At 69.0% G+C, this 22,455-nt stretch carries 20 protein-coding genes and 1 pseudogene; 8 read left to right on the forward strand and 13 right to left on the reverse strand.

Features of this window, described 5'->3' with window-relative positions; translation table 11 throughout:
- Nucleotides 1-674: 674 nt before the first annotated feature.
- The 6 genes from ACFWA7_RS25380 (at nt 675) to ACFWA7_RS25405 (ending at nt 8,197) form a co-directional block, all read left to right on the forward strand.
- Nucleotides 675-4,481 carry an FG-GAP-like repeat-containing protein gene (locus ACFWA7_RS25380; RefSeq protein ID WP_385825371.1) on the forward strand — a complete coding sequence of 1,269 codons (3,807 nt, stop codon included), beginning with the start codon at nt 675-677 and terminating at the stop codon, nt 4,479-4,481.
- A gap of 358 nt (nt 4,482-4,839) precedes the next feature.
- On the forward strand, nt 4,840-5,163 hold the full coding sequence (locus ACFWA7_RS25385) for a helix-turn-helix domain-containing protein (protein ID WP_385546885.1): 324 nt from the start codon (nt 4,840-4,842) through the stop codon (nt 5,161-5,163).
- Entirely contained in the window at nt 5,150-5,674 is a 525-nt protein-coding gene (locus tag ACFWA7_RS25390) for an ImmA/IrrE family metallo-endopeptidase (RefSeq protein ID WP_385546887.1), read from the forward strand. The genes ACFWA7_RS25385 and ACFWA7_RS25390 overlap by 14 nt, the downstream gene beginning before the upstream one ends.
- 389 nt (nt 5,675-6,063) lie before the next feature.
- A complete protein-coding gene (locus tag ACFWA7_RS25395; RefSeq protein ID WP_385546890.1) occupies nt 6,064-6,330 on the forward strand; it encodes a hypothetical protein in 267 nt (88 codons plus the stop codon).
- Nucleotides 6,327-6,701: a hypothetical protein gene (locus tag ACFWA7_RS25400; protein WP_385546893.1), complete on the forward strand. Its 375-nt coding sequence runs from the start codon at nt 6,327-6,329 to the stop codon at nt 6,699-6,701. The genes ACFWA7_RS25395 and ACFWA7_RS25400 overlap by 4 nt, the downstream gene beginning before the upstream one ends.
- Nucleotides 6,698-8,197: a ThiF family adenylyltransferase gene (locus ACFWA7_RS25405; RefSeq protein WP_385825373.1), complete on the forward strand. Its 1,500-nt coding sequence runs from the start codon at nt 6,698-6,700 to the stop codon at nt 8,195-8,197. Before ACFWA7_RS25400 ends, ACFWA7_RS25405 begins: the two co-directional genes overlap by 4 nt.
- A 338-nt stretch (nt 8,198-8,535) precedes the next feature.
- Here ACFWA7_RS25405 and ACFWA7_RS25410 read toward each other — a convergent pair whose 3' ends face one another.
- The 11 genes and pseudogenes from ACFWA7_RS25410 to ACFWA7_RS25460 form a co-directional block, all read right to left on the reverse strand.
- The gene (locus ACFWA7_RS25410; RefSeq protein WP_385546899.1) at nt 8,536-8,838 is read right to left on the reverse strand and encodes a hypothetical protein; all 303 of its coding nucleotides are present in this window, start codon (nt 8,836-8,838) and stop codon (nt 8,536-8,538) included.
- A gap of 124 nt (nt 8,839-8,962) precedes the next feature.
- On the reverse strand, nt 8,963-9,196 hold the full coding sequence (locus ACFWA7_RS25415) for a hypothetical protein (RefSeq protein ID WP_385825375.1): 234 nt from the start codon (nt 9,194-9,196) through the stop codon (nt 8,963-8,965).
- A gap of 34 nt (nt 9,197-9,230) precedes the next feature.
- Nucleotides 9,231-10,316, reverse strand: coding sequence for an IS110 family transposase (locus ACFWA7_RS25420; protein ID WP_385546905.1), 1,086 nt, complete (start codon nt 10,314-10,316; stop codon nt 9,231-9,233).
- Nucleotides 10,317-10,905: 589 nt separating this feature from the next.
- Nucleotides 10,906-11,049 (reverse strand): annotated as a pseudogene (locus ACFWA7_RS25425) (3-oxoadipate enol-lactonase); the annotation flags it as partial.
- 69 nt (nt 11,050-11,118) lie between these two features.
- Complete coding sequence (locus ACFWA7_RS25430) at nt 11,119-11,709, reverse strand: hypothetical protein (RefSeq protein ID WP_385825377.1); 591 nt, start codon at nt 11,707-11,709, stop codon at nt 11,119-11,121.
- Nucleotides 11,709-12,857, reverse strand: a complete 1,149-nt coding sequence (locus ACFWA7_RS25435; RefSeq protein WP_385546911.1) for an ROK family glucokinase — start codon at nt 12,855-12,857, stop codon at nt 11,709-11,711. The genes ACFWA7_RS25430 and ACFWA7_RS25435 overlap by 1 nt, the downstream gene beginning before the upstream one ends.
- Nucleotides 12,858-13,038: 181 nt before the next feature.
- On the reverse strand, nt 13,039-13,884 hold the full coding sequence (locus ACFWA7_RS25440; RefSeq protein ID WP_385546914.1) for an ATP-binding cassette domain-containing protein: 846 nt from the start codon (nt 13,882-13,884) through the stop codon (nt 13,039-13,041).
- Entirely contained in the window at nt 13,881-14,930 is a 1,050-nt protein-coding gene (locus ACFWA7_RS25445; protein ID WP_385546917.1) for an ABC transporter permease, read from the reverse strand. Before ACFWA7_RS25445 ends, ACFWA7_RS25440 begins: the two co-directional genes overlap by 4 nt.
- Nucleotides 14,927-15,940, reverse strand: a complete 1,014-nt coding sequence (locus ACFWA7_RS25450; RefSeq protein ID WP_385825379.1) for a sugar ABC transporter substrate-binding protein — start codon at nt 15,938-15,940, stop codon at nt 14,927-14,929. Before ACFWA7_RS25450 ends, ACFWA7_RS25445 begins: the two co-directional genes overlap by 4 nt.
- A gap of 98 nt (nt 15,941-16,038) precedes the next feature.
- The gene (locus ACFWA7_RS25455; protein WP_385546923.1) at nt 16,039-17,043 is read right to left on the reverse strand and encodes a sugar ABC transporter substrate-binding protein; all 1,005 of its coding nucleotides are present in this window, start codon (nt 17,041-17,043) and stop codon (nt 16,039-16,041) included.
- A gap of 231 nt (nt 17,044-17,274) precedes the next feature.
- Nucleotides 17,275-17,994 carry a GntR family transcriptional regulator gene (locus ACFWA7_RS25460; RefSeq protein WP_385546952.1) on the reverse strand — a complete coding sequence of 240 codons (720 nt, stop codon included), beginning with the start codon at nt 17,992-17,994 and terminating at the stop codon, nt 17,275-17,277.
- A gap of 155 nt (nt 17,995-18,149) precedes the next feature.
- On the opposite strand from ACFWA7_RS25460, the gene ACFWA7_RS25465 reads away from it, so the two are divergent.
- Nucleotides 18,150-19,157 carry a Gfo/Idh/MocA family oxidoreductase gene (locus ACFWA7_RS25465; protein ID WP_385825381.1) on the forward strand — a complete coding sequence of 336 codons (1,008 nt, stop codon included), beginning with the start codon at nt 18,150-18,152 and terminating at the stop codon, nt 19,155-19,157.
- Nucleotides 19,158-19,175: 18 nt separating this feature from the next.
- Here ACFWA7_RS25465 and ACFWA7_RS25470 read toward each other — a convergent pair whose 3' ends face one another.
- Entirely contained in the window at nt 19,176-20,387 is a 1,212-nt protein-coding gene (locus ACFWA7_RS25470) for a cytochrome P450 (protein ID WP_385546928.1), read from the reverse strand.
- Between the two features lie 95 nt (nt 20,388-20,482).
- On the opposite strand from ACFWA7_RS25470, the gene ACFWA7_RS25475 reads away from it, so the two are divergent.
- Nucleotides 20,483-21,259: a hypothetical protein gene (locus tag ACFWA7_RS25475; protein ID WP_385546931.1), complete on the forward strand. Its 777-nt coding sequence runs from the start codon at nt 20,483-20,485 to the stop codon at nt 21,257-21,259.
- Between the two features lie 7 nt (nt 21,260-21,266).
- Here the strand turns inward: ACFWA7_RS25475 and ACFWA7_RS25480 are convergent, their stop codons facing one another.
- The gene (locus ACFWA7_RS25480) at nt 21,267-22,451 is read right to left on the reverse strand and encodes a cytochrome P450 (protein WP_385825383.1); all 1,185 of its coding nucleotides are present in this window, start codon (nt 22,449-22,451) and stop codon (nt 21,267-21,269) included.
- Nucleotides 22,452-22,455 lie beyond the last annotated feature (4 nt).

A 22,455-nucleotide genomic window follows, 5' to 3' on the forward strand; every position in this document is an offset into this window, starting at 1 on the left:
CGCGGCGGTACCCGCATTTCCCGCCTTCACGCTGACGGGCAGCGTTCCAGCTCGGACCCAATTCGGCTTTCCTGGAGTGGGAACAAGGGGCCGTGCATCGAGGGGGAATTTTTGGCCAACGGGTGGCGGATTTCCGGAGAGTTGCGCCGTACCTGTTCCTGCAATCGGCCACGTCGTCTGCCGGGGCGCCCAGTTTGAGGCAACCTTCGTCAATCGACGCTGGGCTCCCACCGCGTTGTGGACGCTCACCGACCGGACTGTGGGCGCCTCCGGAAAGTGCGGGTCAACGGTGTCCGCAACTGCCGGGACAGTAAGTGTCGATGCTAGAAGGGCCAACACAGTCACCTGCGGCACCCTGGATATTCGCGCAAACACCGCACTTCGCCAACCCGTGCGGCTACTTCTGCCGCTTCCATCCGACACGGACACCCAGCCCCCTCAATTGATACACATAAGCGAGCGAACGCTATGTGAGGAGCAGGCGAGATGTAAGCGTTATGTAATCCCTTTGAGCGGACTTGGTGATTCCGTTGCGAATCTTCAGCCAGTATCGACGCGGCGCAATCGGATATCACGACTCAGACAATCGCGACGGGGTGTGACATCCGTCCATCTACCATTCGCCATCACCGTGAGAGCCCATCATGTGCTCCAACGGCCTATAAGGGGGGCGTATGACCATATCCATCCAACAGCAACGACACGGACATCGCAGACCACTTGCCTCCAGCGTCGGCGCGGTACTCACCACAGCCCTCCTCGCGACCACGCTCGGGCTCCCGCTGGCCGTCCCAGCGCAGGCGCAGGCGCAGGCGAGCCCCAACGCCTCGGCCGAGGTCAGCGGCGAAACCGCAGCGAAGGATGCGGTCACCCAGGCGCGGAGATCCGGCAAGCCTGTCGGCGTCGACGCCTTCACGACACCCACGACAACGGTCACCGCCAATCCGTCCGGCACCTTCACGCTCGACCAGTCGCTGCATCCCGTGCGGATTCGCCGACATGGCAAATGGGTGCCGGTCGATGCGTCATTGCACAGGACTCCGGACGGGACTCTCACCCCAGCAGCGGTGCCTTCGCCCGTCACGCTTTCCGGCGGGGGCAGCAAAACCCTCGCCACCCTGAGCTCACACGGCAAGAGCCTGGCGGTGTCATGGCCGAATCCGCTCCCTGCCCCCATCGTGGCAGGCGACACCGCCACCTATCCGGAGGTTCTGCCCGGAGTCGATCTCAAAGCGACGGTCAGTTCCCTGGGCGGCTTCTCTGAAGTCCTGGTGGTCAAAAATGCCGCCGCAGCCTCCAATCCGAAGCTGGACCACCTCGTTCTGGGTACCAGCGGACCGAGCCTCACTCTGTCAGCCGATTCAGCCGGAAATCTCCGTGCCACAGACGCTTCGGGTGCGGTGCAGTTCGCCTCCCCCGCCCCGTTGATGTGGGACTCTTCGGCACTTCAGACCGTGGCCGGCGGGAAGGCGCGTCTCATCGGTGATGCCGCCCCGCCAACCATGGCGGACACATCCTCGCCAGCCGCCCCGGGCCGAGGCGCTCATATCGCCCGCATCGCTACCCGGGCCACCGCCAACACCGTGACATTGGCCCCTGACCAAAAAATGCTGCGCGGACCGAACACGCACTATCCGGTCTACATTGATCCCGCCTGGAATCCCGTCTCTGCCAACGATCCGAAGCAGACGCACGACGAGATCCAGGAAGGCTGCCCTGACAAGAACGCCCTGAATTCCGGAACCGCCCCCTACGACACACCCGGCGTCGGGATGAACAGCTACAGCGGTTGTATCGGAAGGGAAGAAGCCTACTTCCAGTTCCGGTTGGACAGTCGCCTTCTGAACAGCCAGGTCAGGATCGTCGACGCGACGTTCAAAGCCATGGAGATCTACTCCGCATCGTGCTCTATCACTTCCAACGTGATCGTCAAGCAGAGCCTCAGCCAGATCAACAGTTCCACCACGTGGAACAACCGGCCATCCCTCGGCAACACCCAAGGCCAGCCCCAGCCATACGGCAGCGCCTGCACGAGCACGGTCTACCGCGGCTTCGACGTGCTGGACGCCGTGACCAGGTCGGCATCCCAGCGCAAGAACTGGGTGGCGTTCGGCCTCATCGCCGAAGACGATTCCAATGGCTACTACTTCCGGCGCTTCTCGAACAACCCGACGCTGAGCGTCCACTACGACACGGTCCCAGCCGTATCGTCTCTCAGCACGAGCCCGGATGCCGCGCTCATCGGCCACACGGCGGTCACCCTTAACGCCTACATCAGCGACGATGACCAAGGAGCTCCCGTCCAAGGCAAGTTCACGCTCCTGGGCAAGGCCGCGGACGGGACGACCGTCTATCCACAGAAGTCGTTCGCGCCGGCCAATACGGTGACTGAGCAGGGCAATATCAGCTGGTTCGTCGGCTACCTTCCCACCGGCACGTACCTCTGGACGGCGCAGGCCGACGACGGCCGCTACCAATCGGTGGTCAGGACCCGCACGTTCAAGGTGGACGCCACAGCTCCCGGTGCACCGGAGATCTCCTCCACCACGCTCGACAACGCTGCGGGCAATCCCCTTCCTGCCAGGAGTCCTGTCGAGTTCACGCTCAAGCCCCCGAAGGGGAGCACAGACATCGTCAAGTACGCCTACAACTGGGGCATCGCGCCTCCTTCGGTCAACCCCCGGTCGACCATCCGCGCGGCCGGGGGCGGAACGGCCACCACCTTCACCGTCGTTCCGAGCGGGTTCCTGCGCGCCTCGCTGCAGGTGTACGCGATCGACGCCGCCGGCAACCAGTCGCCGGTGAACCACTACGACTTCGACATGCAAGAGCCCCAGATTCCCGATGCCACCGGGGACTTCTCGGGAGACGGCCTCGCCGATCTCCTCACTCCGGGACCTGACGGAAACCTGCGCCTTTACCCTGCGGCGAACAACGGCGCCCTGAGTACACCGGTCAATGTCACCGCAGCCGACGACCAGCAATTCGTCGGCGCCCGCATCGCCGTCGGCGCCTTCCGCGGCCACAAGGAGCAGGATGTCCTGGCCATCACCAAGGACGGCCAAGCCCACATCTACGCAGGCGACGGCGGGGCAGTCCCGATGGCGAGCACGATCAAGCTCAGCGACGGCACGGTGAAGGTGCCTCCGCAGAACGCCATCCTCGACGACTCCCCGTACATGTGGTCACAGGTCACGCAGATCGCAGCCGACGACTCACACCAGGCACAGGGCCTCTTTCCCGACCTCTGGGCGATCACCTCCGACGGCGTCCTGTGGTGGATTCCCAGCACCCGGGCGTACGGCGTCTACGACTTCAGCCTGGCCCAGCAGCTGGCGACCGGCTGGCAGAAGAAGACACTCACCTCTGCGGGCATCGTCCAGGGCGCCCCGGCATTGTGGGTGCGCGACGCCGACACGGGCGTGCTCGATCTGTTCACCGGCACGGTGGTGAACCCCGACGACCGCACCCAAGACACCCACGCGGGCGCCGCTGCCAGCACCCTCGTCAGCAGCACCACCGGCTGGAAGGCCAGCTCGCGGCCGTCCCTTTTCCCCGCCCGCCTCGGGACCGGAGGCTCGTCACCCGTCAGCCCGACCCTCTGGGCCACCGACGGTAACGCTGTCCACAACATCAACTACTACGCGGCCGGAAGTACCGCCGGAACCCTTTCCACAGCGCCGGTGCACGTCCAGATGTTCACGCCCAGCGACGACTTCACCGGCGACGGCAAAGCGGACATCGCCGCCTCGCGCGGCGACGGAACACTGCGCCTCTACACCGGCCAAGGCGGCGGCCAATTGACCAGCGGCCAGCAGATCTGGGACTCCACCTGGGGCAGCGTCGCCGCGATGACCTCCGGCGACTTCACGGGTGACGGCAAGAGTGACATCGTCGCCATCCGGGGCGACAACTCCCTGCACCTCTACCCCGGCACCGGCACCGGCGGCCTGGACGCCCAGCACGTGACCCAGCTCTACGGCGGCACCACCTGGAGCACCGCCCGCGAGATCACCGCAGGCGACTTCAACGGGGACGGCCTCGCCGACCTCGTCGCCATCTGGAACGACGGCACGCTCCACCTCTACCCCAACAACGGCAACAACGACATCACCCAGTCCACACTGCTGTGGCCGGACAATTCATGGAGCGGCTACAAGCTCCTGTCCGCAGGCGACTACAACGGAGACGGAAACACCGACATCCTCGCCGTCCGCCTCACCGACGGAAACCTGCGCCTATACCTGGGCGACGGACACGGGCACATCGGCAGCAGCCAGCTGACCACGGCTGGCCTGGACTGGTCCACGATCAAGGACATCATCCCCGGCGACTTCTCCGGCGACGGCAAGACCGACCTCGCCGCGATCTGGGGAGACGGAACCCTGCACCTCTACACCGGCAACGGCTCGGGGAACTTCACCAACACCGGCACCATGTGGAACGACAACACCTGGGCCACCACGAAGCTCGCCACCTAACACTCGGCACTTCCGGTGGGCCCGTCCCTCTCCGTGGCGGGCCCATTCGCCTGCCGGTCGCCACCACGGTTGAGCCGACGATGGCATCTGCTCCCCGAGGAGTACCCTCCACAGGACTTGCCCCGCACAAGGCGTCGAAGGCTGTTGGTCACACGATCGACGCGCAGGTAGGAGACCCCACGGCCTGCGGGCAGCTCCTCCAACGGTGCGCAGAATCGGCCCCGCTGTCAGTCCCTTGTCTTGGCCCAGGAGGTCGTTCTCAGACCTGGCGCCGCGATCACCGGGGAGCCGCTGTGGTGGTCTTGGTGAGGGTGGACTAAGTTGGAATGTCAGTGTGGCTGTCATCGCAGGGAGCGGCGTGGACGATGTTGAGCGGGTTTTCAATGCCGAGATCGGTCGGCGGGTGCGCGCAGCGAGGGCGCGGGCGAAGCTGACGCAGGAGTTGCTAGCCCGGAAGGCAGGGCTGACGCGCGGGTCGATCACGAACATCGAGTCCGGCGCACAGGCCCCTCCGCCATACCGGCTGGTGCGCCTCGCCTCGGCGCTTGGGGTGAAGCCAGCCGACCTCCTGCCGGGGCTACAGGAGCCCGGCCATGAGGACGAGCTTCCAGGCTATCTCGCCGACACGGTGGCTTCCTTGACGTCAGCGGTCGAACGGAGGGCGCGCGATGGCCAGGTCTGACGCGGCGGCCAAGACGCTGTTGGCGCAGTTCGGCATCGACGAGGCGCCCATCGATCCGCGGCTGATCGCGGACAAGCTGGGTGTGCTGGTCGTACCGCAGGACATGCCGGACGACGTCTCCGGCATGCTGATGCGCCGGGGAGACGAGCAAGTCATCGGTGTGAACCAGAAGCACCACGAGTACCGGCAGCGTTTCACGGTGGCCCATGAACTCGGGCATCTGAAGCTGCACCGTGGCCGCCCGCTGATCCTGGACACCGATACCCGTGTCAACTTCCGGGACACGGTGTCGAGCATGGCCACGGACCGTGAGGAGATGGAGGCCAACCGCTTCGCGGCTGCCCTGCTGGCCCCCGAGGCCATGGTGCGCCGCGCGGCACGCGAGGCCGAATTCCGCACGGCCAAGCAGTTGGTGCACCTCATGGCCAGGCACTTCGACATGAGCGAGATGGCCATGAACTACCGGCTGATCAATCTTGGCATCATCGCGGACCCCACACCGACACCGTAGGGCTCCGCCGTCCCCATCGAGGCCGCCCGCCGTCCGGGCGGCCACCCTTGTGCAGATGTACGACAGGTTAACTGTCATCCGAAAAATGTTGCATCTGCGGGTCGTCTCGTGCTGCACTTCAGTAGTGCGCGGAGGCCACCGAGGCTTCTGAGGCAGGAGGTGAGCCATGCCAGGTAAGTCGAGCAAGGCAAGCGGGTCAGGCGGCAAGCGTGGTCGCAGTGCGATCACGGGCCGGTTCGTCAAGCAGACGACGGTGCGCAGTCACCCTTCGACGACGGTGAACGAGCGCGCGTCGAGCGGCTCGAAGAAGAGCAAGTAGGCGGGCCTCCGGGCCCGCCTTTCACATATCCCGGCCCGCTGCGGCAGGCCGGAGAAAGGAGACGGTCATCATGACGACCGCGGACACGCGCCACGGAGGCGCCGCACACAAGACGGTGACGGTCATCGTCGACGAAGAGCCGATCTCGGGCGTGCCCCAGCACACCACCCCGAACGAGATCCTGCAGTTGGCCGGGATCGACCCGGCCACGCACTACCTGGAGCGGATCAACGGCCGACACCGGGAATCGTTCAAGGACCAGGGCAACAAGGACATCACCGTGCACGAACGGGAGAAGTTCGTGTCGGTGTTCACCGGCCCCACCCCGGTCTCGTGACCACGACCCTGCCGGAAGCCGGGCCCGCGGGCATGCTCGCGGGCCTGGCCGCGGCTGGCTACACCGTCGAGCAGCGTGGCGATTTCGCCGTCTTCGACTACATGATCGAGGTCGGCCCCCGGGCCGGGGAGACTGTCAAGATCGGTCTGGCGCTCGTGCAGGACTGGCCGTTGTCTCCGCCGCCCGGCCCCCACGTCAGCCCGCGCCTGGGCCACCCTCACGGAGCCGTACATGCCTCCGGGCTCGACACAGCCGGGGAGGAATGGGAGTACTGGAGCCGTCCGGCCGCCAACTGGCCGGCCGACCGCACCGTTCGGGGCTATCTGCGGCACCTGCGCACCCTGTTCTCCCAACTGGAGCCCCCGGCATGATCACCCGTTTCTCGGTCGCCATGACGACCAGCGTTGCGCAGCGCCTCACCGGACATCTGCGGCGCGCGGACGGCCAGGAGGACTGCACGTTCATCCTGTGGCGGCCGAGTACCGGCTCCAGCCGTACGACCGCTCTGATCGTCGACCTTGTTCTGCCTGAGGCCGGTGATCGGATCGTGCACGGCACCGTCGACTTCACCAGCGAGTACTTCCTACGGGCCGCCGACATCGCCGCCGAGCACGGCTGCGGACTGGGGTTTATCCATGCCCATCCCCGCGGCCGCCGCTGGCAGCGCCTGAACGACATCGACTACGCGGCCGAGGCATCCTTCGCAGCCCAGACCATCACCCTCACAGGTCTGCCGCTAGTCGGCATGACCTTCGCCGGCGCGGACGCCCGATACGGGGCCCGCGTCTGGCAGCGGCATGCACCACGCACCTACGTCCCGACCGAGGCGGAGAACGTACGTGTCGTCGGCGACCGGTTCACGGTCACCTTCAACGACACCCTGATTCCCTCACCCGAAGCCACGGACCGGCAAGTGCGCACCATCTCCGCCTGGGGACAGGACACCCAGAACGACCTGGCCCGGCTCCACGTCGGCGTCGTCGGCACCGGATCGGTCGGCATGCCCATCGTCGAGGCCCTGGCCCGCACCGGCCTCCAACACCTGAGCTTCTTCGACTTCGACACCGTCGAGTACCTCAACCTCGACCGGCTCCTCCACGCCACCGGCCGCGACGTGCGACTACATCGGGCCAAGGTGGACATTGCCGCACGTGCAGCCAGGCGATCGGCCACGGGCGCGAACATCCGTGTCGCGACACACGAGCTGAGCGTCGCGGAGCCGGACGGCTTCGCCGCCGCGGACTGCGACCTGCTCTTTTCTTGCGTCGACAGACCCTGGCCCCGCGCTGTCCTCAACCTCCTCGCCTACGCCCACCTCATCCCCGTGGTTGACGGCGGCATCTCGGTCGATGCACGCGACCAGCGCCTGAAGGGCGCCGAATGGCGTGCCCATGTCGCTGCCCCCGGCCGGGCGTGCATGGAATGCCTGGGCCAGTACGACCCAGCCCACGTTCCCGTGGAACGCGACGGGCTGCTCGACGACCCCGCCTACATCAGGGGCCTCTCGGCCGACCACCCGCTGCGTCGGAAGGAGAACGTCTTCATCTTCTCCACGAGCGCTGCAGCCGCGCAGCTCAACCAGTTCCTCACCATGGTCACAGCCCCGAGCGGCGTCGCTGACACCGGTGCTCACCTGTACCACCTGACCACCGGAACCATCGACCAACGCCTGGAGGGATGCCAGGCGGCTTGCCCCTACGACGGGACGCTGCGGGCACTCGGCGACGATGCCCCTGTCACCGTCACGGGACGGCACCCAGCTGCGGAAAGGGCCCGTACTGCTCGTGCCCTTGCGGTACGCCGATGGCCGCTGCGTATCTGGCGTGCCGTCGACGACCTCTTGGTGCGCATCCTTGATCGCCCGTGACCGGCGCGCTGTGTGCGGACGCGCTGTCACGGCCCCCGACACTGCCCGGCCACGGCTACAGAAAGACTGGCCACCGGGAGCACCGCCGTCGACCCCGGGGGCCGCGGCTATCTGTCCGACGCGCTGTCGGGGCGGTGACCGCGTTGCCAGTGGGGTGTCTCGTCGGGGTACAGGCGGACACGGGCGTGCCGCCAGGCCGCGTCGAAGGAGAGGTTGCCGTAGCTGGCACGCACCAGCCGCCAGGCGTGCCAGCCGGTGCGGGGGGCAGGAAGCAGCGCACCACAGCGGTCTTCACCGGGCACCCCCCTGGCAGGGCAGCTGCTGGTCTCCCCGTCTGCTCATGTGCCGTTGTCCGTTCCGGCCGGGAGATGACCGTTGAGCAGCGCTGCAACCTTCGCCGCATGCTCGGGACGGCCCGCGCGCTGCATGCCGGAGGCCAGCAGGGTGAACAGCATCTGCTTCTGGTGCAGTTCCGGAAAGCCGTCGATGAAGTCCCTGAGTATTTCGAGCGCCTCGTACTCCACGGCTCGTTCGCGCTGCGGTCGGTACTGGGCGAACGCTTCAGCGATCGCCTGCACGTCTGCGGTGGTCGGCGGCTTGCTCCAGTCGGCGTGGTCCTGCTCAATCCATAGCGCCAACACGGCTGCGGGGTCAGCGAGTTCCTCAACGAGGGCTACTGTTCGCTGCCGTCGCAGGATGTCAGTGACGGCCTGGCGGCGCTGAGCGGCGAGTACGGCGGCGCGCCCATCGGCCGGTGGCCATGGATCAGGGCCTCCACGGGGAGCCAGCAGGGGGGAACAGATCCGCGGTGGGGAGCTGGAGCTCCTTGCGCAGCCCGATCACGGCGGCGTCATAGCGGACATCGGGTTCGCCGAACACGAGCGCGGAGATCGGCGTGGACATCAGGTGACGCCCCACGACCTGGAGAAGAATCTCGGTGATCAACCACACGTGCATCAAGGTCCACTCGTCCGCCACGATATCGAGGCAGGACTCCACTGCTCCCCCCTGACCAGCAGCTCTAAAAGGGCCGTTACGGGCGCCCTGGCCGACGCTGTCCCTGGACAAGACGGTAGACCTCCCGGGCCACATACCGCTTCAGGCAGCGGATGACCTCGCGCCGGGTCTTGCCCTCCGCGACACGCCGCTCGTAGTACGCCTGGGTGCGCGGGTCCCAGCGCAGCCGGGTCAGCACGATCCGGTGCAGAGCGGCGTTGGCCTGCCGGTCGCCACCGCGGTTGAGCCGACGATGGCATCTGCTTCCCGAGGAATACTCCACAGGACTTGCCCCGCACAATGCGGCGAAGGACGCTTCACCGCGCAAGCGGTCGGCGTTGTCCCCCATGGTGATCAGCAAAACGGCGGCACTGTGCGGCCCAACCCCCGCCATCGCCAGCAGCTCGGGGTGATGCCCCTCGATCGACTCCGTGAGGCGTCGCTCCAGTTCTTGGGCCTGTGTGCTGAGCTGCTCGATGCGCTCAGCCAGTGAGCGCAACGTGAACCTCGTAGCCAGCAGTACAGGGTCGCCGCCCGTGTCATCGTCGTCGAGCTCTACGCACGCGTGGATCAGTGCTCGACGAGTCAACCCTGCCAGCTCTTCCCGTAGTGTCGGCTCGGCGGTGACCAAGACTGCTTTGAGCTGATTGGTGGCCTGCGTACGGGCTTTGACGGCGGAGTCTCTGGCCACGTTGTACATACGGGCAATCTCCACCGGGCCGTTCCCTGCTTTCACACGAGAGTAAGCGCGGCCACTGAGCACAGCACGGGCAGCGGCCTGTGCGTCGCCCTGATCAGACTTACTCCGTCGACGACGAGCCGCACGGCCCGGTCCAGGGGCCTCGACCACGTCGATGCCCTGCGACAGCAGATACCGGGACAGGGCCGCGCCGTAGTTGCCTGCCCCCTCCACCCCAGCACGCCGAACAACACCTAACTGAGCCGCCCATTGGACAAGTTGGCGATATCCGATCGCGGTGGCCGCGAAGCTCTGTACTGCGAGCGTCTTGCCCGTCACCGAAATCACGGCGGCTACATGAGTATCCCGGTGCGTGTCGACACCAAGAATCACCTCGTCCGCATCCGCAGGACCGTTGAGGGAGAAAGCGTTCGCAACGATCATTCCTCCACCACCGCCGGTAGTTACACGTCAGCATCGCCGCTGGCCCGGAGGAGCGGTCGTCAGTGAGACAGTGCACATTCCTCGCGCAGGGCAGTCCTCTAGACACACTCCCCCGAGACAGTCCCGTGCCCACTGCCGTGCACCGGTGATCGACGGAGGATCGTCAGGACACTTCGGTCAGAAATTTCAAGAGCCAGGCTCCGGTTGACGACAGTATCGCTGCCATTCTTCCCAGCCCCCGAGCACCGGCACACCGCTACTTCTGCACCAGTGAACCCCTGCGGAAGCACAACCCCGCCCCGCGCGACCCGCGATCTGTATCGGTGCGCAATCAAGCGCCCGCGCGCATCACAGACCCCCACCGCCGCGATACGCCCCGAGACCTCTCTGTCCAACCGCCCCCTCGGCCCCCATCCGAGCCGCCACCGGACGCACCCCGTCGGCACCTGGCCGACGGGTGCCTCACCTCTCACGCGCTCTCACACAGATCTCACCAACAGCATCGACGCTCCTGGATCACAAGGCCCTGATCTGCGCGTACGCGCCTGACCTGGACTGCCTGGACCGCACAAGACGCTTCCGCCTACCTGTGCCAGGTGGTGCCGAGCGAGGGGCCGAGCACCAGTACCGGCGCGTCGTCGGGGCCGTCGATCCGGTACTGCAGGGTCGGGGCCTTCACCGGCTCGGGCGTCTGGGTCACAGGCGTCTCAGTCACGTCGCTCACTCGCTCCAGACTAGTGAGCGGACCGGCATGCTCCGGTCACGGGGTCGCGATAGGCCCCTTTCCGGTCGCGCCACCGCCCTACGGCGTCGCCGTGGAGACCACGAAGACGGCCGGGTTGTCCGGGTCGCTCTCGTCCACCGTGATGTCCTGCGTGGGCAGCGGGTCCTTCTGGGCGTGCCGGGTGCCCGCCCAGTCGTGGCCCGACGGGAACGACCAGCCGACCTTCTTCGCGTCGGACGCGCCGATCGCCACCGAACCGGGCCGCAGCGCGGCCGTCCCGGTCCCGGAGTCCTTCAGGAACTCGGCGAGACCGGCCGCGGTGGTCCTGAACTGCACGTACAGCTTGCTGACCGCCCAGCTGTTGGTCTCGTAGTACTTGACGTCCGTGGCGGACGACGGGACCGGTACGTCGTAGATGCGGCGCTGGGTCTTGGACGGCCAGTCGTTCTGCAGCCCGGTCGCCGAGGCCTCGCTCTCCTTGTCGCGCCCGCTGTCGCGGCTCTGCCCGGCGGAGATGGCCAGATACCCGGCCGGGACCCCGATGAGCAGCACGATGATGACCGCGGTGAGCCAGCGGCGGCGGATCATGTGGCGGTGGTCCTCCGGGGCCGGGTGCTGGTCCGGGGGCGGGGACTGGCGCGGCACGGTGGGCCGGTCCGCGGGGGCCATCACGGCGATCCCTGGGTGGTGCGGGTGGTGCTCGACTTGCGTACGGCCTCGGCGACCTGGGCGTACCGCTCGTAGCGCTCGACGCGGCGGCGGTTGGCGCGGCGGAAGCGGCGGGCGACGAGGCGGGCCAGATCGGCGGCGCCGACCATGCCGGCCTCGGGGCCCAGCTGCGCCTTGGCGATACGGGCCTCGGGCCGGTAGCCGCGGCCGGTCAGATGGCGCCGGAACGCGTCCCTGGCCGGGCCGATCAGCAGGTCGTCGGCCGCGCTCACACCGCCGCCGACGACGAAGCAGGACGGGTCGAGGGCGGCCGCCAGGTTGGCGATGCCGACGCCGAGCCACTGGCCGATGTCCTGGAGGAGCTCGACGCACATGGCGTCGCCCTCGCGCGCGAGCTCGGTGATCAGCGGCCCGGTGATGTCCGGGATATTGCCCTTGACCCGCTCCAGGATGTTGTACGCGACCGGGGAGTCGGCGACCGCGAGCTCGCGGGCCTCGCGGACCAGGGCGTTGCCCGAGCTGTACTGCTCCCAGCAGCCGCGGTTGCCGCACGGGCAGCGGTGGCCGCCGGGCACGACCTGCATATGGCCGAACTCGCCGGCCACGCCGAACTTGCCGCGCTTGACCCGGCCGTCCTCCAGGATCGCGCCGCCGATGCCGGTACCGAGCGTGATCATGACGAGGTGGTCCTCGCCGCGGCCCGCGCCGAACCGCCACTCGGCCCAGGCGGCCGTGTTGGCGTCGTTGTCGACCATGACCGGGACGGCGAGCCGGGACTGCAGGGCGTCCCGCAGCGGCTCGTTGCGCCAGGCGAGGTGCGGGGCGAAGAGGATGGTGCTGCGGTCGGCGTCGACCCAGCCGGCCGCGCCGATGCCGACGGCGTGCACGTCGTGGCGGTCCGAGAGGTCCAGGACCAGCTCGGTGATGGTGTCCTCGACGACCTTGGGGCTCTTGGACTTGTCCGGCGTCTCGGCGCGGATCTTCTCCAGGATGTTGCCGTCGGCGTCGACGACGCCCGCCATCACCTTGGTGCCGCCGATGTCGATGCCGACGGTGGGGACACGGGGTGCGGTCAGGTGCGAGCGGCGCTCGCGGGTGCCGACGGTGCGCAGGACGGTGGCCCGGGCGGAGCCTCGGTAGGTGTTCATCGGGCCGCACCCCTTCGCGGAGGGAGAGGGGTGTCCTGGAGTGCTCGCACGACTGGTGTCGTCCCTGGAGGTCTCGGGGGGCCGGGGTGACCGGCGGCGGACGGCGCCCGCCGTGCCCGATTCTGCCACCCCGGCCGGGACCCGACCTCGTGTGCCCTTGCCGCCCCCGCGGCCCCGGCCGTTACTCGGCGGTGTCGGCGGTCCGGCCGCCGAGGTGCGGCTCGGGGGCCCGCTGGAGCTCGTGGCTGAGCTCCTCCAGCTCGCTGCCGCCCGCCATCTGGCGGGTGAGCTCGTCCAGAGTGATCTGGGTGCGCAGATGGCTGCCGGTCATCATGCCGCGCTTGAGCAGGACGAAGCGGTCGCCGACCAGGTAGGCGTGGTGCGGGTTGTGCGTGATCAGGACCACGCCCAGGCCCGCGTCCCGGGCGGCCGCCACGTACTTGAGCACGACGCCGGACTGCTTGACGCCGAGCGCCGCCGTGGGCTCGTCCAGGACCAGGACCTTGGCGCCGAAGTGGACGGCGCGCGCGATCGCCACGCACTGGCGCTCGCCGCCCGACAGGGTGCCGATGGGCTGGTCCACGTCACGGAGATCGATGCCCATGCGCAGCAGCTCCGCGCGGGTGGTGCGGCGCATCAGATCGACGTCGAGGCGCTTGAAGGGGCCCGCGCCCTTGGTCGGCTCGGAGCCGAGGAAGAAGTTGCGCCACACCGGCATCAGGGGGACGACCGCGAGGTCCTGGTAGACGGTGGCGATGCCCCGGTCGAGCGCCTCGCGGGGGTTGCTGAGCGAGACGTCCTCGCCCTCGATGCGGAAGGCGCCGGAGTCGTGCCGGTGCAGCCCCGCGATGATCTTGATGAGGGTGGACTTGCCGGCGCCGTTGTCACCGAGCACACAGGTGATCTCGCCGCCGTGGACCTCCAGGGAGACGCCTTCGAGGGCGCGGATGTTGCCGTAGTACTTACTGACGTCGTCGAGCTCCACGAGGGCGCTCTCGGTGCTCTTGGCCAGGGTCGCGTCCGTCATGCCGTCGCCTCCGCCCGCTTGCGCACCCATGCGTTGAGCAGGGTGGCCAGAAGGAGCATCGCTCCCAGGAAGAACTTGAACCAGTCCGGGTTCCACTCGGCGTAGACGATGCCCTTGCTGGTCATGCCGAAGATGAACGCGCCGACCGCGGAGCCGATCGCGGAGCCGTAGCCGCCGGTGATCAGACAGCCGCCGATGACGGCCGCGATGATGTAGATCAGCTCGTTGCCGACGCCCTCGCCGGACTGGACCACGTCGAACGAGAAGAGCAGGTGCTGGCCGGAGATCCAGGCGGCGAAGCCCACGCCCATGTACAGGCCGATCTTGGTCTTGTAGACCGGCACGCCGACCGCGCGGGCCGCGTCGGCCTCGCCGCCGACCGCGAAGATCCAGTTGCCGAAGCGGGTGCGCAGCAGGATCCAGGTGGCGAGCGCGACCAGGCCGAACCACCACAGGATGGTGACCTTGAGGTCTACCGGGCCGATGGTCAGCTGGGAGGCGAACACCTTCTTCGCGGAGGCGAAGCCCTCCATGTCGGCGATGGACTTCGTGGAGACCGTGCCGCTGATCAGCTTGGTGAAGCCGAGGTTGAGACCGGTCAGCATGAGGAAGGTGCCGAGCGTGATGATGAAGCTGGGCAGTTTGGTACGGGTCAGCATGAAGCCGTTGAAGGCGCCGAGCGCGAGCGTGGCCAGCAGTGAGACACCGACGCCCACCCAGACGTTCGCCGTCATCTGGTAGCTGAACATCGACGAGACCAGCGCCGACGTCGTCACCAGCACACCGGCCGACAGGTCGAACTCGCCGCCGATCATCAGCAGCGCCACCGGCACCGCCATGATGCCGATGGTCGACGCCGCGTACAGGACCGTCGAGAGGCTGGAGGCCCGCAGGAAGCTGTCCGCGACGACGGAGAAGAAGACGAAGACGGCGATGGCGCCGACCACCGAGCCGAGCTCCGGGCGGCCGAGCAGCTTGCGCAGCACCGAACGGTGGATCAGCCGCTCGTCCTTCGCGGACGCCGGCGCTGGTGCGGTGGCGGTCATCGGGTCCCCCGCTTCGTGTATTCCTCCAGCTCGGCGGCCGCGTCCTTGGTGATGATCTGCGGTCCGGTCAGCACCGGCAGCCCGCCGCCGAGCACATCGCCGTTGTACTTGTAGAGCCAGAGCAGGTCCACGGCCTCGTACCCCTGGAGGTAGGGCTGCTGGTCGACGGCGAAGCCGAGGGTGCCGTCCTTGAGTTCGGCGGCGACCTTGGCGTTCAGGTCGAAGGTGTCGACCTCGGCTGAGCTGCCCGCGGAGTCCTTGGCCTTGACGGCGGTGTCCGCGAACGGCGCGCCGAGGGTGACCACGGCGTCGATGGACTTGTCCGTCTGGAGCTTGGCCTCGATGGAGGACTGGACGTCGGGCATGTTGGTGCCCGTGACGTAGAGGTTCTGCAGGTCGCCCTTGAAGGCCTTCTTGGTGCCCGCGCAGCGCTGCTCGTGGCCGACGTTGCCCTGCTCGTGCAGGACACAGAGCGCCTTCTTCTTGCCGCGCTTGTTGAGCTCCTCGCCGACGGCCTCGCCCGCGATGGTCTCGTCCTGCCCGATGTGGGTGAGCGCGCCGAAGTCCTTGGACTTCTCGGAGCCGGAGTTCACCGTGATCACCGGGATGCCGGCCTTGGCGGCCTTGGCGACGACGTCCTTCATCGCGTCCGGCTTCGCGAGGGTGACGACGATGCCGTCGACCTTCTGGTCGATGGCCGCCTGCACGAACTGCGCCTGCTGCTGGCCCTGGTCGCTGTGCGAGTACAGGAAGTCGATGTTGTCCTTGACGGCTGCCTGTTTGGCGCCGCTCTGGACGATGTCCCAGAAGGTGTCGCCGTCGCCCGAGTGGGTGATCATGGCGATCTTCCAGCGGGGGGTGTTCACCGCCGCCTTGCCCTGCGCCGAGGCGGCCTTGCGCGCGTCCTCGGCGCGCTTGCCCCCGGTACTGCTGCATCCCACCAGGGAAGCTCCGAGCACCGCCGCCAGCACCGCGCCGACCGCGCGTACCCCTGTCCGAACCCTTGCCACGACGCCGTGCTCCTCTTGCTGTACTCCCAGGTGCGTCCGGGACTGGTGCGGACCTGCCCCGGCCGCCCAAGTATGGGTCACGTGAGATCGGCGGCGGATCATCGGGTACCGCGAGCGGTGTACTTCTCCAGCGCCGGCACGTCCTTCTCGGTGACGATCGCGGGGCCGGTGAGGACCGGCCTGCCGCCGCCGACGACATTGCCGTTGGTCTTGCGGAGCCACAGCTCGTCGACCGCCAGATACCCCTGGAGATAGGGCTGCTGGTCGACCGCGAAGCCGATCTCCTTGCCCTTGAACTGCTTGATCACGGCCGCGTTGAGATCGAAGGTGTCGACCTCGGCGGAGCTCTTCGCGTCGGCCTTGGCCTTGACCGCCGCGGCCGCCATCGGCGCGCCGAGCGTGACCACCGCGTCGATGTCCTTGCCGGCCTGGAGTTTCGCCTCGATGGAGGACGTGGCGGCGGGCGTGTTGGTCCCGTCGACGTTCAGGTTCTCGACCGAGCCCTTGAAGGTCTTCTTCACCCCGGCACAGCGCTCTTCCAGCGATACGTTGCCCTGCTCGTGGATCACGCAGACGGCCTTCTTCCTGCCGCCCGCGTTCAGCTGCTCGCCGACCGCCTCGCCGGCGACGCCCTCGTCCTGTCCGATGTGGCCGATCGCGCCGAGCTGCTTGGAGTACTGGGCGCCGGAGTTGACGGTGACGACCGGGATGCCCGCCGCGACCGCCTTCTTGACGACGTCCTGGACCGCCTCGGGCTTGGCCAGGGTGACCACGATCCCGTCGACCTTCTGGTCGATGGCCGCCTGGACCAGCTGCGACTGCTGCTGGCCCTCCTTGTTGGCCGAATAGAGGAAGTTGACGTTGTCCTTGGCGGCGGCCTGTTTCGCGCCGCTCTGGACGATGTCCCAGAAGGTGTCGCCCTCGCCCGAATGGGTGATCATCGCGATCTTCATCCGGGGCGTGGAGACGCCCTTGCCACCCGTGGCGCCGTCGTCGGCCTTGTCCTGCGAGCTCTTGCCGCCCGAGCTGCTGCATCCGGCGACCGCGAGTGCGAGCGCGGCGACGACCGCTGTCGCCGTGGCTGCCGTGCGGGGTATGCGCATGGGGTCCGCCTTCCGTCCCGGCCGCGCGGTTGCGGCACGTGAGTTACTGCTCCCGTGGGATGGCTTGCTTTTCCGGCTGGGGGTCCGGGGGCCACGCGGCGGCAGCCGCAAGTTGATACAGCCCCGGGAGATAGCAGTAGCGGCGGGCGTGCGCACCCGTCAATACTTTGTCCGAACATTCTTACGCGGTGTACGAGCGGGGTGTACGAGCGCGGTACACGAGCCGCACGCTCACGGCCGTACGAGCAGCTGGAACTCGAAGGCGTACCGCGACGCCCGGTAGATGTGCGTGCCGAACTCCACGGCCCGCCCGGTGTCGTCGAACGTGGTGCGCTGCATGGTCAGCAGCGGCGCGCCCTCGGCCTCGGCGAGGAGCTCGGCCTCGGCGGCGGTGGCGGCCCGCGCCCCCACCGACTGCCGGGCGCTGTGCAGCGTGATCCCCGCGCCGCGCATCAGCCGGTACAGGCCGGTGGCCTCCAGATGCGCGGTGTCGAGCGCGAGCAGCCCGGGCGGCAGGTAGTTGCGCAGCTCGGCCATCGGCTCGCCGTGGGCGTACCGCAGCCGCTCCACCAGATGGACGTCGCCGCCCTCGGGCACGCCGAGCGCCGCCGCCACTTCCGCGGTGGCCGGTTCCACGGTGTTGCGCAGCACCTTGGTGGCGGGTTTCTGCCCGGCCGCCTCCAGGTCGTCGTAGAGGCTGCTCAGCTCCAGCGGGCGCTTGACCTGGCTGTGCACCACCTGGGTGCCGACGCCCCTGCGGCGCACCAGGAGGCCCTTGTCGACCAGGGCCTGGATGGCCTGGCGGACGGTGGGGCGGGACAGGCCGAGGCGGCCCGCGAGGTCGATCTCGTTGCCGAGGAGGCTGCCGGGCGTGAGGGTGCCCCGCTCGATGGCCGCCTCCAGCTGCTGGGACAGCTGGAAGTAGAGCGGGACCGGGCTGGTGCGGTCCACGCTGAGCTGGAGCGGCACGGCGGGATCCGGCACGGTTCTGGGCTGCTTGGACACGGGGTGAGCGTAGTGCTCGGGCCATGTTGACGGGAAGTCGTGAAGTCTGATTGTCAGGACAAACTCTTGACAGGACGTCCGGGCACCGTCACCTTTTGGCCATGCGTATCGGACTCATCGGAACGGGACGTATCGGACGTATCGGCTCTTTCCATGCGGAAGTGCTGGCCCGCCATCCCTCGGTCACCGAGCTCCTCGTCGCCGACGCCGACCCCGCGCGGGCCGCCCGCGCAGCCGCGCGGACCGGGGCCACCGCCGCCGCGGTCGACGGGCTCTTCGCGGCCGGCCCGGACGCGGTGGTGATCGCCTCGGCGACCGCCGCGCACGCCGGCCTGATCGCCCGCTCGGCCCGCAGCGGGCTCCCCGTCTTCTGCGAGAAGCCGATCGCCCTCGACCTGGCCGGAACACTGGCGGCCATCGACGAGGTCGAGAGCGCGGGAACGGTCCTGCAGATCGGGTTCATGCGGCGCTTCGACGCCGGGTACGCGGCGGCCCGCGAGCGCGTACGTGGCGGCGGGCTCGGGCGGCTGCACACCGTACGGGCGATCACCTCGGACCCGGCGCCGCCGCCCGCCGCGTATCTGCCGCTCTCCGGCGGCCTCTACCGGGACTGTCTGGTCCATGACTTCGACAGTCTGCGGTGGGTGACCGGCCGTGAGGTCACCGAGGTGTACGCGACCGGCTCGGACGCCGGGCCCGCGATGTTCCGTGAGGCCGGGGACGTCGCCACGGCCGCGGCCCTCCTCACCCTCGACGACGGCACCCTCGCCACGGCGACGGCGACCCGGTGCAACGGCGCCGGGTACGACGTACGGATGGAACTGGCCGGGGACCGCGACCAGCTGGCCGTGGGGCTCGGCGAGCGCACACCGATGGCCTCGGCCGAGCCGGGGGCGCCCGCGCCCGCCGCAAAGCCCTGGCCCGGCTTCCTGGAGCGGTTCGGCCCCGCCTACCGGGCCGAGCTCGACGCCTTCGTACGGGTCGTTCGGGGCGAGCTGGCGAACCCCTGCGACGGCCGGGAGGCGCTGCACGCGCTGCGCGTCGCGGAGGCGTGCGAGCGCTCGCGGCACGAGCGCCGCCCGGTCGCCGTCGCGGAGTTCACCGGCTGACGCGGTACGAGCCGGCGTTCACCAGCTGACCGGAAGGCTCTCCGGGCCGCGCACCAGCAGCCCCGAACGCCAGGTCAGCGCCGCGGGGTGGATGTCGAGCGCCAGGCCCGGGCACCGCTCCAGGAGCGAGCGGATGGCGATCCGCGCCTCAAGGCGGGCCAGCGGCGCGCCCAGGCAGTAGTGGATGCCGTGACCGAAGGCCACATGGCCGCGGGCGTCGCGCCGGATGTCGAAGCGGGACGGCTCGGCGTACTTGGCCGGGTCGCGGTTGGCGTCGGACATGGCGACCAGCACGAGCCGGCCGCCGCCGGGGATCACCGTGCCGCCGATGTCGACCGGCTCGGTGGTGAAGCGGTATGTCGGGGTCTCCACCGGGCCGTCGTACCGCAGCATCTCCTCGATCGCCCCGTCGATCAGCCCGTCGAAGTCGGCGCGCAGCGCGGCCAGTTGCCCGGGGTGGCTGAGCAGCGCGAGGACGCCGTTGGAGATCAGGTTGACGGTCGTCTCGTGGCCCGCGACCAGGAGCAGCCAGGCCATGCCGAGCAGTTCGGGGCCGGAGAGCCGGTCGCCGTCCTCGTCGGCCGTGCTGATCAGCGCGCTCATCAGGTCGTCGCCGGGCTGCTCGCGCTTGTTCTCCAGGAGCGCGGTCAGATACTCCTTCATGGCCCCGGCCGCGGCCATCCGGTCCGCGAGGGCGGGCGCGGAGACAGCGGCGTTGGACCACTGGCGGAAGCTGTCCTGGTCGAAGTCCGGCACCCCGAGCAGATCGCCGATGACGGTGATCGGCAGCGGGAAGGAGAGCGCCTCGACGAGGTCGGCCCTGCGGTCCGGCCGCTTCAGCATGGCGTCAAGCAGCGCGTCGGCCGTCTCCTGGACGCGCGGGGCCAGGAGATCGACCCTGCGCGGGGTGAACTCCCTGGTCACCAGCTTGCGCAGCCGGGTGTGGGAGGGGGCGTCGGAGCTGAGCATGGTGGTGCTGGCGGCGATGTGCTTCACCCCGAGGTCGGGGGCGGCGTTGCGCCACTCCTTGGAGAGGCGCGGGTCGGCGAGCGCGGCGCGGCCCGCCTCGTAGCCGACGACGAGCCAGGCGTCGGCGCCCTCGGGCATCCGGACGCGGTGCACGGGGCCGCGCTCGCGCAGCCCGGCGTAGACGGGGTAGGGGTCGCGGGTGAAACCGTCACCGAGAGCGGCGAGGTCGACGACGGCGTCCTCTGTGGCATCGCTGGTCAACGCGGTTCCTTTCAGGGCGTCGTGACGGAGCGGCTCACCCTAACTCCCCAGTAGCTTCGGGGGCTTCTACCCTGGTCGCAGCGAGGGGAGGCTCGGTGCTGAAGCGTTGGTGGTTCATGGGGGTGCTCCGGCCGGGCATGCCCGCAGAGCGGACGTGGGAACCGTCGAAGGAGGAGCAGCAGCGGGTCCTCGACGAGTGGGAGACGGCCCGCGAGCGCCTGGAGCGGCTGGTGTCGGCCCGGGTCACGGCCGTCGGTGACGTACTGCGCGCGGCCGAACTCCCGGTCGCGCGGGGCGATGCGGACGCGCCGCGGCCCGGCGGGGACGCTCAGGACGAGCGCGACTACGCGTGGGTCCTCGACGCCTTCCAGGCCGCGGGCAAGCTCCTGGACGAGGCGGCCGACCTGCCGGACCTGGCCGCCGCCGCGGTCCTGGCCGAGCGCGCCCTGGTCCGGTTCGCCGCGCTGCACGCCCGCCGCGCGGGGCAGCAGGCGCCGAGGCCGCCCGAGCGCTGCTACTACAACCCGCTGCACGCGGCGGCCGGGAGCGGCGGGCCGCCCGCGCGCAAGCAGCACCGGCAGCGGGCCCGGCGCCGGAGCGGCCCGCGCGAGGCGGCGGCCGACCGCCGTCCCGCCTGCCCGTCCTGCCGCAAGGCGATCCTGGCGGGCCAGCAGCCGGACGTGCTGCCCGCGCTCGTCCCGGTGAAGGTGTCCCGGCTGCGCACCGCGCGGATGCTGGTGCCGTACTACTCGGTGCCGCAGCAGTGGTCGCTGTGGTCGGTCTCCGCGTGCGGCGCGTACGGGGACGAGTGGCCGGGCCTGGTGCTGCGCGGCGAGCACCGCCGCAGGGCGGCGGCCGCCCGCAAGGCGTGAGGACGGCTCACCAGCGCACCGGCAGATGGCGCACTCCGCGGATGAGCATCCCCGGCAGCCACTCCAACGGTCCCTGGTCCGGGGCGAGTTCGAGGCCGGGGGCGCGTTCCAGGAGCGTACGGACCGCGATGCGGCCCTCCATCCGGGCGAGCGGGGCGCCCAGGCAGTAGTGGATGCCGTGCCCGAAGCCGAGGTGGCTCTGCGGGGCGCGGCGGATGTCGAAGCGGTCCGGGTCGGGGTGGCGGGCGGGGTCGCGTCCGGCGGAGGCGAGGGCGACGAGGACGGGCGCACCGGCCGGGATGACCGTGCCGCCGTACTCGACGCTCTCGCGCGTGAACCGGTACGTGGCCGTCTCCACCGGGCCGTCGTAGCGCAGCATCTCCTCGATCGCCCCGTCGATCAGCCCGTCGGAGTCGGCGCGCAGCGCGGCCAGTTGTTCAGGGTGCGCGAGCAGCGCCCGTACCCCGTTGGAGATGAGGTTGACGGTGGTCTCGTGGCCCGCGACGAGCAGCAGGAAAGCCATGCCGATGAGCTCGTCCGGGGACAGCTTGTCGCCGTCCTCGTGCCGGGTTCTGATGAGCGCGCTCATCAGGTCGTCGGCGGGGGCGGTGGCGCGCTTGTCCTCGATGAGCTCCACCAGATAGGCGCTCATCTCCAGTGCGGAGGTGCTCGTTCCGTCGTTCTGGGTGGGGGCGACGGCCTCGTTGGAGAGTCTGCGGAAGGTCTCCCGGTCCAGGTCCGGCACGCCGAGGAGTTCGCAGATGACCGTCATCGGCAGCGGGAAGGCGAACGAGTCGACCAGGTCGGCCGTGCGGCCGGGGGCGGCCAGCATGGTGTCGAGCAGCCCGTCGGTGATCTCCTGCACACGCGGGCGCAGCGCCTCGATCCGGCGCGGTGTGAACTCGCGCGCCACCAGCTTGCGCAGCCGGGTGTGCTGCGGCGCGTCCGAGTCCAGCATGTTGGCGCTTACCGCGGTGAACTCGTAGTCCCCCGCGGCGATCGCCCGCCAGTCCTTGGAGAGGCGGGTGTCGGCGAGCGCGGCCCGCGCCTCGTCGTGTCCGACGATCAGCCAGACCTCGTCCGACTCATGGGTGCGGACGCGGTGCACCGGCCCTTCCGCGCGCAGCTTCGCGTAGTACGGATACGGGTTGGCGGTGAAGTCCTCGTGTTCGCGCAGATCGACGAGCGGCATGGCG

The organism is Streptomyces sp. NPDC059994 (assembly GCF_042737755.1).
Taxonomy (GTDB): domain Bacteria; phylum Actinomycetota; class Actinomycetes; order Streptomycetales; family Streptomycetaceae; genus Streptomyces.